Below are 12311 nucleotides of genomic sequence, written 5' to 3'. Positions count from 1 at the left end.
ATTATTTTTTGGCAGGATTACTGTATCAAAACCACGTTACAGACTACTGTGCTCAAAGCAGCTCCATTTTATGCAAAAACTCTGTTAATGATTGTAGGAATTATTTTTGAAAGCCGCTTTATATACGATGACTGCCTTAATAGCGTTTGCCGCCAACTCATTGCTTTGCAGAATGGCATTGGTAGACGGTGCAATTGATGCTTGGAATTTTACCGCTATCCGCTTGTTAAGCGGCGCCGCTTGCCTTGGGCTAATCATGACGTTGCAAGCACACTATCTAAAACGAAACCGTTTAAAACGAACTGATTTGAAATATACGGAAAATCTTGATTGTACTGTCTTAAAGGACAAAGGCGATTGGCTCAGTACCATTAGTTTAGTGATTTATGCGCTCTGTTTTTCAGTGGCTTACCAAGCACTTGATACTGGCACAGGTGCACTTATTTTGTTTGCAGTCGTACAGCTCACCATGATTGGCTGGGGAATTTATAATAAAGAGAAATTGAACCGCGTGCAGTGGCTAGCGCTTTTAATAGCATTTATAGGCTTTATGTATTTGATGCTACCGTCCGCTACGACACCTTCCCTATCTGGCGCGCTGATGATGGCAATCAGTGGTGTCGCTTGGGGTGTCTATAGCATACGCGGCAAAACCTGCGTATCACCCTTGAGAACGACTGGCTTTAACTTTTTAAGAAGCCTAGTGGCTGTGCCGATATTGGCACTGGTCGGTATGAGTTACCTTACAGACATAAGTATGAAGGGCGTCATACTGGGAGCAGCGTCAGGTGCTATCGCCTCTGGCATCGGGTACAGTATTTGGTATGTGGCGATGCCACTGTTAAAAACCACCGAATCTGCGGTGGTGCAACTTTGCGTACCTATACTTGCGGCAATAATGGGCGTGGTGTTTTTATCTGAGCAGCTTACTTTAGAGTTCGTTATCGCAAGCTTGGTTATTTTGGGTGCAGTGTTGGTATTTGTGTTAAATAAAAAGCAAGTTAAAGCAAGGGTTTGATATCAGATATATACTAGGCATACAGTAAGCCAGGCTTTACTGGCCGCGCGATTCAGTCATTAATCTGATAGCCAGCGTTACTTTCCTAAGCTCGAACCACAACATGAAATTACAGTTTTTGTTGTATCATACCGCTTAGTGTAACAAACAAGATTCACACCAATTTTGATCAACATTGAGAGATATTATGAAAAAATTATTAGCCGTAGCACCTTTTGCCGTATTACTAGCTGCTTGTGCAACCAATGCACCAACCACTACTACGCCAGCGACCAATACTCAACAAGTAGTTCAATCATTCACTTGTGAAGACAATGGGCAATTGACTGCTACATATGCTGCAAATGGTCAAGCTGCCAACCTAAACGTTACCTTGCCTAAAGTTGGTTTGAACAATGCCAAAATCATGATGAAGCAAGCGGTATCAGGTTCTGGCGCTCGTTATGTCAATGATGTTAATCCTAAAACTACTTACGATTGGCACACCAAAGCAGATTATGGCATCATGACAATCAAATCAGATAATGGTCAACAGTATCAAGTTAACTGCCAACTATAATAACCATAAATAATAACTGGTAGTTACTTAAGTAAAATCTGTATTTTTACTTAAATCTATTTAAAAAAAGAGCCAGTAGTCAAACTACTGGCTCTTTTTTGTACGCAACTCATTTTTTGTATTTAATAATTTGATTTTAATTATGAAAATTGCATCACTCATTAAAAAGCTGCTTGAATACTTTATATACCCAAGCAGTTGAAAGTATTATTATTTTTATATTTTTTTATAGTTATTAGATAATTGCTATTCGGTAATAGCTATCAGTTAATACTTAGTCAGCATCAATTCTGCTTAAACAACCGTCACATGCAAACGTGCATCGACATTACCGCGAGTGGCATTGGAGTACGGGCAGACTTGATGAGCAGCTTCAATAAGCGTTTGCGCTTGTGCTTCATCGATACCAGACACCTCAACGTACAAATCGATATCTAAGTTATAGCTGCCATCGGCCTTCATACCAATACCAACTTGGGTCGAGGTTTTTGAAGCAGTGATAGGCAGTTTCATTTGCTGCGCCGTCATATTTAAAGCGCTATCAAAACAAGCCGCGTAACCCATGGCAAAAAGCTGTTCTGGATTGACCCCTTCTTTATCTTGCTCTTGAAAAGAAACCAAATCAAAACCTAATGAACCATCGTCAAGACCGGTATGACCAGAACGACCGCCCGTTGCAGTGGCGCGAGTTTTATAAAATATTTTCATTATGTAGTCCTTATGATGTTTTATTTAAAAAAAATTTGATTAAATCAGTAATGAGGCTGCATTAGTCTCAATAAGGCTAGTATAAGAGTCAGCGAGACAATCTGTTAGAACATAGCTCCAAACGTCTTGCCCAATCCTACAAACATCTATAGTATCGAGCAATTGCATAAAATAAGAAAACCTAATGAACCAATCAACCATTGAGCAACTACTGTCGATATTGCCTAGAAACAAAACCATCGAATCTAATATTCCAGGTTTGTTTTTTTACTGTGCTGATAAACCCAGTAAAGCCGTCAGCTATATTCAAGAACCTAGTATCTGCATCGTTTTACAAGGTGCGCGTGAGATTTATTTGGGTGCCGACTGCCAGAGATTTGATAAGAGCGATCTAATGTTTTGCCCAGTTAATATTCCTTTAAGCATGCACATAAAGCATGCTTCGGTAGAGCGTCCGGTCATCGTGCTATCTATGAAATTAAACCTTGCCCTGATTAGTGAGGTTTTAGTAAAAACACCGCCTAAACAACCTAACGCTGAAGGTCATTTAGGAATAAAGTGGCAATTAGACAGTACTATAATGGCGGCGTTTGAGCGCCTTATACACTTGCTTGATTATCCAAACGATATTGAGTTTCTTGCTTCATTAATTCAGCAAGAAATTTACTATCGCCTGCTTATAGCAGAGCAAGGCAATAAATTGCGCCAACTAGTAGTCAATGGCAGCCATACGCACCGTATTACCCAAGCTACCGATTGGATAAAGACGCATTTAAATGAGGTAATTGTCATAGAAGAATTGGCCAGTCGCTGCGGCATGAGTGTGTCGAGCTTCCACCAGCACTTTAAAGATATTACTCAGTTAAGCCCGCTACAATATCAAAAGAGTCTACGTTTGATGGAAGCAAGACGACTGATTCAAGCAAACGACGCTCAAATTGCCCAAATCGCTATGCAAGTCGGTTATGAAAGCCCAAGTCAGTTTAGCCGAGAATATAAACGGTTATTTGGCGTCAGTCCGAGTGCTGAATTAAATACTTCAAGTGAATCGCCAGCTCACTATTTATGTCCATAAACATATAGCTGTATTATCAAAACTGACAAGCACGTTTATGAATTAGTGCCTAAATTAATGTTTGTAAGGAAATATCGTGCAGGAACTACGACGTTTTAAGGATTATTTACATGACAGACCTAAGCCAACAGGTATCGACGTTATATGTGATCTAAAGCATTTTTCTATTTATTTAGCGCCAAAGGTTATTGGTTAACTGGATAATTGGTTGGGTGTTTTTTTGGCAATAAACTGTACTACTGCACTTAAACCTTGATGACGCTTACCTTCAGAAATTATGCGCTGCTTTTCCATACCCGTTATTTCTTCGAGGTCTGCCAACTCGCTACGCAAGATTGCTAACGAACTAAAGCGCTCTTTTTGCGTAGCCGGTGGACCACCGATTGCCTCCATGGTCAGTTGCTGCTCTGTATAAGCTTCAAGGATAAACACACCATTTGGCTTGAGTGCCGGTGCAATCTGTGCATAAACGCGCTGGCGTACTTCTTTTGGCAAATGCGCCCAGATAGAAACAATACCATCCCACTGTGCTTCACCAAACTCATAGTCGGCTAAATCGGCAACTTGAGTGATGATATCAACGCCTCTATCTCTAGCTAGCTGTAGTGCTTTGTTTAAACCCACATCAGATAAGTCCATGGCAGTCACTTGGTATCCTTGCTCCGCCAAAAACACCGCATTCCTACCTTCACCTTCAGCCAAACATAAAACCCTGCCACCTGATGTTATCTTCCGAAACTCATCTCTCAAAAAATCATTAGGTTTTGTACCAAAGACATACTCTGCTTCGTTATAGCGCTCGTTCCACATATTTTAATCCTTCTTTATCTATTTTTGCTTAGGCTATTTTTAAATTATTTATAGGCGTAGTGATTAAACATGCGGTTAACGCAGAAAACCATTGACTTCACTCATATATTCATAATATAACATATAATATATATTCATTATATCGCATTTATTATAGCGCTTTTAATAGCGCGTAAAATCACCAGCATATTTGGGGAGGAAGTCACATGATCCGTTTAAGCTACACTCTCAAATGTTGGGCGCTAGGTATTACCTATTACTTAGGCTTTTACTTCATTGTCCTCTCAAGCAATCCTGACTTCGCAAAGTATCTCTATTTTTTGGCTATTAGCACCCTGCTCTTTCCGATTGCTAAACGTGCAGTCGATGTCGTTAGCGATTTGATCGCACCCCACACCATTATCTTTAATGGATTATTAGCGTCCTTGCTAATTAATATTGTAATTTGGCTATTGACGCCGTTTATCGTCGCATTGACGCTTATCGCATTATTTTTCTATGGCATGGGCGTAATTACAGAAAATATAAGAGCGAAGCCCTAATGCGAAACCTGAAACTTAAAATGTGAATAATAATTAGAGCAAAGATAGAATCGCATTGTCTTTGCTTTTTAATTTACAATTTTACAGCTTTATGATTTTATTACTTTTTAGTCAGATTATGAGGACCTTAAGACACCTAGTGCGTAACGTCTTATCGCTTTAATCACCCAAACATAGTACAGTAGATACCTGCCTATATTTTTACTCGTGCTTATATCAGCACTTATCTTTGCTAATCGCTTATGCTATTACACTTACTAGCGGTTAAGCCGATTAGCACATGGCAAGCAATACAACTTTACCAATGTGATGCAACAGCCGTCATTTTAAGAAATGACGGTCTAACTGCGTCTTAATCAGGGCTTTTTATTGAAGGAATTTTATTGAATGACTACTGCTACTCGCCAAGAACATGACCTACTCGGCTATCGTGACGTTCCTGCTGATGCTTACTATGGCATCCAAACTTTACGTGCTTTTGAAAACTTCACCGTCAGTGGTGTACGCTTAAATCAGTTTTCTACCTTTATTCGTGCTTTTGCCACCGTTAAAAAGGCGGCGGCTATTGCCAATAATAAAGTGGGCGTACTAAATGATACGGTTAAAGATGCTATTGCAGCAGCGTGCGATGACTTAATCGATAATAAATATCACGACCAGTTTATTGTTGACATGTTCCAAGGTGGCGCAGGTACTTCAACCAATATGAATGCCAATGAGGTAATTGCCAATCGAGCGCTAGAAATTCTAGGCTATGAGAAAGGCGATTATCAGCATGTTCATCCGAATAACGATGTCAACCTGTCACAATCGACCAACGACGCCTACCCTACGGCGATGAATGTCGCTTTAGATGATTACTGCGTGCGCTTATTAGATAAGATGGCAATATTACATACCAGCCTTAAGAAAAAAAGCATTGAGCTTGCCGATCAATTAAAAATGGGGCGTACCCATTTGCAAGATGCCGTACCTATGACCGCAGGTCAAGAGTTTAATGCCTTTGCAACCATGATCAGAAAAGAGATGGATCGCATCGAATCTACTCGTGCGCTATTTCATGAAATCAATATGGGCGGTACGGCGATTGGTACGGGTTTGAATGCCCCAGCTGGCTATTCGGAAGAGGTTGCCAAGAGCTTATCCGAGTTGACTGGCAGACCTTACTATATCGCCGAAGACTTGATTGAAGCCACGCAAGACACCAGTGCTTATGTTGCCCTGTCTGGCAACTTACGTCTTTTTGCTGCCCGTTTATCTAAGATTGCCCATGATTTACGTTTGCAGTCTTCTGGTCCGCGTGCCGGTTTAGCGCAATATCGCTTGCCTGAAATGCAGCCTGGTAGCTCAATTATGCCCGGTAAAGTAAACCCTGTTATCCCAGAAGTGGTGAACCAAGCTTGCTTCCATGTGATGGGTATCGATCATACCATCGCTATGGCGTCAGAAAACGGTCAGCTACAGCTAAACGTTTTTGAGCCAGTGATTGCCTTTAACTTGTTTACCGGTATGAGCATGCTTGCCAATATCTGTGAGATGTTTGCCACGCGCTGTATCGATGGTCTGATGATGAATAATGAGGCTTGTAGCGTCGAGGTATTCAATAATATCGGACTGGTCACTGCACTAAACCCACATCTTGGTTATGACGCGTCTTCTTTTGTCGCAAGAAGAGCGCAAGAGACTGGTGGTAGTGTGTATGACATCGTATTAGAAGAAAAACTGATGGATAAAGAGACGCTAGATGACATCTTGTCTCCTGCCAATATGGTTTATCCAAAAGTTAGGGCCTTACTATAATTTGTCTTTAGCTGAATAAAAAGGCTGGGTTAGCGATTGCTAATCCAGCCTTTTTTTGTCTTATTAGTATTTATAGTCTCATCTTAGTTAAACTCTAAAAAGTCTGACATAAGTAAATTGTATATATCATGACTATAACCTTTTACAAGAATTTTAAATCGGGAGATTAGCATTAGCTAACCTCCAAACACTAATCCTAACTCACTTTGTCCCACATCTTGCTTAGGCGCTTCGGAGATACTGCCATACGGGTTTTCATCGGTTGCGCGAAAAGCTGAATGCGATATTCCTCAACCATCCAGCGATACTCACTAATGGCTTTATCATTGGCACGATTTGCCAGCCGCTCCATATGTACATCAAGGGCGTAGACACCTTCAAGATCTGATTCAATATTATGCTCAAGGCGTTCGATACGAATCTCCAGCGCCTCCAGATAGCGCGGATACTGCTGCCAATGGCTATAATCCATGCGATAAACAAAATCAGCCAATTGCAAATCCTCTAACTGGTCTTCAATATCTTCGATAGATTCACCAAATATCTCTCGATCAAGCATCAATAAACTTTGGCGAATACGTTGCCAGCGCGTATAGACATTTTTAAGCGTTTTTATCACACTTTGACCGGTCAATAGGAAGTTGCCCGCCACCACTTCCAAGGTTTTTTCATACTCTTCTGGTGTAAAGGGCAATTCTTCAGCAAGAGCTACAGCACTATCATCGGCGCTTTCAGGTAAATCGGTACTATGATCAAATAACACATAATGCTCTTCAAGCGCCGCATCCAATGCCGCATCGATGACGATGGTTTTCAGCTTTTCCATATCCCCGAGTGGCGCAAACGCCAATTTAAATATCTTATCTATTTGACTGGTGAGCTGTTTCTTCTTAGCACCCAGCTTACCTTTAATCAGGGTCAAAACCCCGATACGGTGCGCCTGCAACGCTGCATTGACATCGGTATATTGATGAATCGATACCGCTTCGCCTGCTTCATCAGCAACCAAGGCAGCAAACTGCTTCATCACAACGCCTGCGCTATGATGGTTTTTGCTGAAGGCGAAATGCTCAGGGAATTCGGTGTGCGTTCCCTGCTGCTCATTCACCGCTTGTCTGGTTTCAGAAGCATGACGGATTTGCAGCGTTTGCAGGTCGCGACCCTTTTCGATAATGCGGTTTTTGTCATCGACCACACAGATTTGCGGCTGCAAATAGCGATCAATACTAGATGGATTAAAATTCTCTGGAGTCACTGACATAATGCCGCGACGATTTAATGCTTGGCATAGCTGCTTAAGCAAGCCTTGACCACCAGAGGGCTGCAATTCATCAAACAAGCTATCGGCCGTGTCGGGAATCGGTACGATTTGACGGCGAACATCCTTGGGCAATGACTTGAGCAATTGCAATACCAGCTCATAGCGCCAACCGGGTACACCCCACAATAGCTCGATCGCATCAAGCTGCGGTAGCGCCACAAGTGGTACGCGAATGGTTACGCCATCATCATCGCTCGAGGGATCAAAGACATAGCGCAGCGGTAATTTTAAATCGCCCAATTTCCAAACTTCTGGGAAATCGCCTGTCGTTGGCGCTTGGCTATTAAGAACATCATCATCGGTAAAGAATAAATATTTAGCATCGGTTTTTTCCACTTCGGCACGCCAATCCTCAAACGCTTTGCGACTGGCAATATGCTCGGGAATTTTTTTATCATAAAACTGATACAGCGCTTCTTCATCGACCAATAAATCACGACGACGCAATTTATCTTCGATGCGTTCAATATCAGCGATTTTATCCATATTATGCTGTAAAAATGGCGCTTGCCGACCTAAATTGCCGGTCACCAAACCATCACGGATGAAGATTTCTCGCGACTCAGCCAAGTTCACTTGCTCATAGTTGGTCAGCTGTTTACTAATAATAATCAGACCAAATAAGCTAATCTGTGCGTATGCTTTGACACGCCCCGTCTTTTTCGACCAATGCGGCTCAAAGTAGTGATATTTTAATAAGTCGCCTGCCGCTGAGATAATCCATTCTGGTTCAATCTTAGCAACGGTACGCATAAAGACTTGCGAGGTTTCCACCACTTCAAAGGCCATGACCCAAGGCGGCACTTGTTTAAACACCGTACTCGCGGGAAAGATTTTGGCTTTCTGTTGGCGAGCCGCTAAGTATTCACCACGATTTTCGGTTTTATGAGCAATCGTAGATAACAAACCTGTCAATAGCGCGCGATGTAAATTGGCATATTTAACGGCTTTGAGTTCTTCATCTTCAATCGCGGTAGGGTCGCTAGTAGTATTCTCTAATGAAGTATTTTTATCATTACCTTTATCAGTAGTTTGTACATCTTTAACATCGGTCAGCTTCAGCTCAGTAACCATTTGTACCAGCTGACGATGGGTTTGGCTCCATTCGCGGACACGCGGGAAGCTCAGATAGTTTTTCTTGGTAAAATTCTTACGCTGATTACCAGACAACTTGTTGCCGTCTTCATCTTTTTCGAACAGCGCTTTCCACAGGCTCAGATAGAATAAAAAGTCAGAGTCATCTTGACGAAACTCAGCATGCTTTTGATCCGCTTGCTGGCGCTTATTTACTGGACGCTCGCGTGGATCTTGGACGGCAAGCGCAGCGACAACGATGAGCATTTCACGGATACAATCAAAGTCAGAACCAGCAACCAACATACGTGCTAGCCTTGGATCAATGGGCATACGTGCCATCTTTTGACCAGTCGGTGTCAGAACCAGATGATCAAGACCTTTTTTGGGCTTGTTAGTTTGCTTAGTGGTAGTTACTTCATTTTTAGAGGTAATCGCGCCTAACTCATCAAGCAATTTATGCCCATCAGTAACCAAGCGGCTATCGGGCGGCTCAATAAAGGCAAAGTCATCGACACTGCCTAAACGCAGATTGGCCATCTGTAAAATAACGGATGCAAGATTGGTACGTAAAATCTCAGGTTCGGTAAACTCAGGACGACCAGTAAAATCCTCCTCGCTATAAAGACGAATACAAACGCCAGGTGCGACACGACCACAACGCCCTTTACGCTGATTGGCAGCGGCTTGTGAGATAGCTTCAATCGGTAAACGCTGTACGCGCGAGCGATACGAATAGCGTGATATCCGCGCAAAACCCAAATCAATCACATAACGAATACCAGGTACGGTCAGCGCAGTTTCGGCAACGTTGGTCGCAATAACAATACGCCGACCGCGACCTGAAGGTTGAAAGATACGCTGCTGCTCTTCGTAAGTTTGCCGTGCAAATAGCGGCAATACTTCGGTGTGTTTCGGCCCATGACGCTCAAGTACCTCTTGCGTCTCACGAATCTCTGCTTCGGTCGCGGCAAATATTAAAATATCCGCTTGGTCAGCATGACCTTTATTCTGTGCATCGCTAAAGCACTCTTCGACTGCCGCAACCACAGCACGTGGCAGATTCTCTTCAAAATCGTCGTAGCTATCATCATCCGAGCTGTTTACTGGCTCATCAGTTAATGGACGATAACGGACTTCAACGGGGAAACTACGCCCTTCGACATTAAAAATCGGCGCAGGTACGTTGCGTTTTAGCTTATTATCATAACGGCTAAAGTATTCGCTAAAACGCTTGGTATCAAGCGTTGCAGAGGTAATTATGACTTTTAAATCAGGGCGCTTGGGCAGTAGTTTTTTTAGATAGCCCATAATAAAGTCAATATTTAAGCTACGCTCATGAGCTTCATCAATAATAATGGTGTCGTATTTACTTAAAAAACGATCATGCCCCAATTCAGCAAGCAAGATACCATCAGTCATGAGCTTCACGACCGATTGCGCGGTGCCTTGTTCATTAAAACGAATCTTGAAACTGACGGTATTACCGAGTTGCTCACCCAATTCTTCAGCGATACGGTTTGCCACACTGCGTGCTGCTAGTCGTCTTGGCTGTGTATGCCCTATTTGTCCTGTAATACCGCGACCTGCCAGCATTGCTAATTTCGGTAATTGGGTGGTTTTACCAGAGCCCGTCTCACCTGCGACGATAATCACTTGGTTGTCAATAATACCTTGGATTAAATCATCAGCACGTTGACTCACGGGCAAATCAAGATTTAGTTTTTCTGCCAGTTTGTCTGGGATACTATCCATACGTGCCTGCACCGCTTGCTGTGAGCGGGTTTTTATCTTGTCATACTGCGCACGTTTTTTAGCGAGCTCATCCTCTGCTTTACTATCAGAAACTTTCTTATCTCTCTTACTGTTAGCCACAGCGGCACGCGCCAGCTCACGCTCTAAGCGGCTAAGGAAATAGCTATCTTTAGCTAAAACTGGTAAATCAGCGACAACCTTAGCGTGCGAAGATGCGTTATCACTGTTTGCCGTGATATTTGAGTCATCATTATTTGGGTTGGCAGCTTTACTTGATCTATTAGAGCTGATGTCATTGCAGCTAAGGGCATTGGAGCTTAATTGTTTGGTTATATTTTCAGTAGGAGTTTCTGCGGCATTCTTAGAAGTATTGGGCATATTTGCTTAGGCTATTTATTATTTGGAAGTGGTTAGATTATGGGGGTAATTTGGGCATGATTCAAGATGGTTATAGTGCTTGGTTGACACATTGAAATCTTTTATCAGTTTTGAGAGCCCTAGCTTTGATGGCATCCATAATGTAATAGTTTTTTTATGCCCATGGTTAAACCATCAAACACGCCCTAAAACTAATGAAAACGACCTAAAGAGTAAAATTAAGCGTTACTGGTATAAATGACCTGTCGACTAGTCGCAGCTCCCGTAAAGAAGGTATGTAGCTTTTGAAGTGGTACCATAGGAAAAGGCAGGTGCAACGACAGTATTAATCTCTCAAACGTGACCAACTCATCAGCTAATGACTTAGCGACATCAGGCTGAATCTGCGGATTTTCATAAAGATTATCAATTAGCCATGTCAATTGTGGAAAATTGGCATTATTGTGAACCTGATAAAGAGTGGTCAATAGCTCATCAGGTATCTGGCAACGCATTTTGCGAATGATGCCATTTTTATAGTACATATCTAAAGCCATGTTATTCTAAGCTCCTTAAATTCTTGATACTGAGATAACCAACGTACTCTTTATCATCAGCATTCACAAGCTCATGACTCTCATTAGTAATCGGCTCAATTAACAGCCGAACATTGGAGATAAGGTCATTGACGTTGTATATATCATCAATATCTACTTCAAACTTATCATCAATATGCGAGGCAGCATTAAAAGGCGACTCTTTATCTTTATAAGTAAACGCTTTATAAAACTCGCTCTGCTTTGCTTGCTTAATGGCGTCCGCTTGAGTAGCAGCAACAATAAGCAGTTTGTAATGAAACTCCTCAAAACTGCCGCGCTGATAACCACCTAAGTTGATAAAGAATAGCTTTAAACCGTTGGCACTCTCTGCTTGGCTACTTGATTCGACCAATTTAATCGCATAATTATCAACTTTACTAATCGCTCGGTACGAGTCAATGTGCCATTTATTTTTGACTTCAGGCCAATGGTTGTTGATATCGACAATTAACTCATTAACGTGATTCCCCACCCCAAAGAAAATATCGTGCTGTTCGATCAAACGACCTTTAGGGCGACCACCGAGTTGCACCATAAACAGTGTTAGCATTTTATAAAGTCCTTATTAGATATGCATTAAGTTAATAATTATTTTCAAGTTTTGGTTTAGATAAAGTAATGTACTATTACTGATAATTCGAATACTTCTCTATTGCGGCAAAAAATAGGCACTAACTAGGTTATACCTTATTG

10 protein-coding genes are annotated in these 12311 nt (G+C 41.9%); 5 read left to right on the top strand and 5 right to left on the bottom strand.

Going from position 1 to position 12311, the window contains the following annotated elements:
* The first annotated feature begins 106 nt into the window (after nt 1-106).
* Together FQ084_RS04780 and FQ084_RS04775 are read left to right on the top strand one after the other, a co-directional pair.
* Nucleotides 107-1018, top strand: coding sequence for a DMT family transporter (locus FQ084_RS04780; RefSeq protein ID WP_149489455.1), 912 nt, complete (start codon nt 107-109; stop codon nt 1016-1018).
* Nucleotides 1019-1205: 187 nt separating this feature from the next.
* Nucleotides 1206-1577, top strand: a complete 372-nt coding sequence (locus FQ084_RS04775) for an MliC family protein (protein ID WP_149489454.1) — start codon at nt 1206-1208, stop codon at nt 1575-1577.
* A gap of 294 nt (nt 1578-1871) precedes the next feature.
* On the opposite strand, the gene FQ084_RS04770 is transcribed toward FQ084_RS04775, so the two are convergent.
* Nucleotides 1872-2285 carry an organic hydroperoxide resistance protein gene (locus tag FQ084_RS04770; protein ID WP_149489453.1) on the bottom strand — a complete coding sequence of 138 codons (414 nt, stop codon included), beginning with the start codon at nt 2283-2285 and terminating at the stop codon, nt 1872-1874.
* Between the two features lie 184 nt (nt 2286-2469).
* Between FQ084_RS04770 and FQ084_RS04765 the strand changes: the two genes are divergently transcribed.
* Nucleotides 2470-3360, top strand: coding sequence for an AraC family transcriptional regulator (locus FQ084_RS04765; protein ID WP_149489452.1), 891 nt, complete (start codon nt 2470-2472; stop codon nt 3358-3360).
* A gap of 192 nt (nt 3361-3552) precedes the next feature.
* Here FQ084_RS04765 and FQ084_RS04755 read toward each other — a convergent pair whose 3' ends face one another.
* Entirely contained in the window at nt 3553-4170 is a 618-nt protein-coding gene (locus FQ084_RS04755) for a class I SAM-dependent methyltransferase (protein ID WP_149489451.1), read from the bottom strand.
* A gap of 206 nt (nt 4171-4376) precedes the next feature.
* On the opposite strand from FQ084_RS04755, the gene FQ084_RS04750 reads away from it, so the two are divergent.
* Nucleotides 4377-4712, top strand: coding sequence for a hypothetical protein (locus FQ084_RS04750; protein ID WP_149489450.1), 336 nt, complete (start codon nt 4377-4379; stop codon nt 4710-4712).
* Between the two features lie 387 nt (nt 4713-5099).
* Nucleotides 5100-6512: an aspartate ammonia-lyase gene (locus FQ084_RS04745; protein WP_149489449.1), complete on the top strand. Its 1413-nt coding sequence runs from the start codon at nt 5100-5102 to the stop codon at nt 6510-6512.
* Between the two features lie 196 nt (nt 6513-6708).
* On the opposite strand, the gene hrpA is transcribed toward FQ084_RS04745, so the two are convergent.
* From hrpA to FQ084_RS04730, 3 genes are all read right to left on the bottom strand, one after another.
* Nucleotides 6709-11040 (bottom strand): ATP-dependent RNA helicase HrpA, encoded by a 4332-nt coding sequence (gene hrpA, locus FQ084_RS04740; protein WP_262880654.1) that lies wholly within the window; start codon nt 11038-11040, stop codon nt 6709-6711.
* 218 nt (nt 11041-11258) lie between these two features.
* Nucleotides 11259-11576 (bottom strand): hypothetical protein, encoded by a 318-nt coding sequence (locus FQ084_RS04735; protein WP_149489448.1) that lies wholly within the window; start codon nt 11574-11576, stop codon nt 11259-11261.
* Nucleotide 11577: 1 nt separating this feature from the next.
* Nucleotides 11578-12168, bottom strand: a complete 591-nt coding sequence (locus tag FQ084_RS04730) for a DUF1543 domain-containing protein (protein ID WP_149489447.1) — start codon at nt 12166-12168, stop codon at nt 11578-11580.
* Between the last annotated feature and the right edge of the window lie 143 nt (nt 12169-12311).

Source organism: Psychrobacter sp. ANT_WB68 (genome assembly GCF_008369115.1).
Taxonomy (GTDB): domain Bacteria; phylum Pseudomonadota; class Gammaproteobacteria; order Pseudomonadales; family Moraxellaceae; genus Psychrobacter.
The sequence above is the reverse complement of the archived record's forward strand: the minus strand, read 5'-3'. Positions and strand labels throughout refer to the sequence as shown.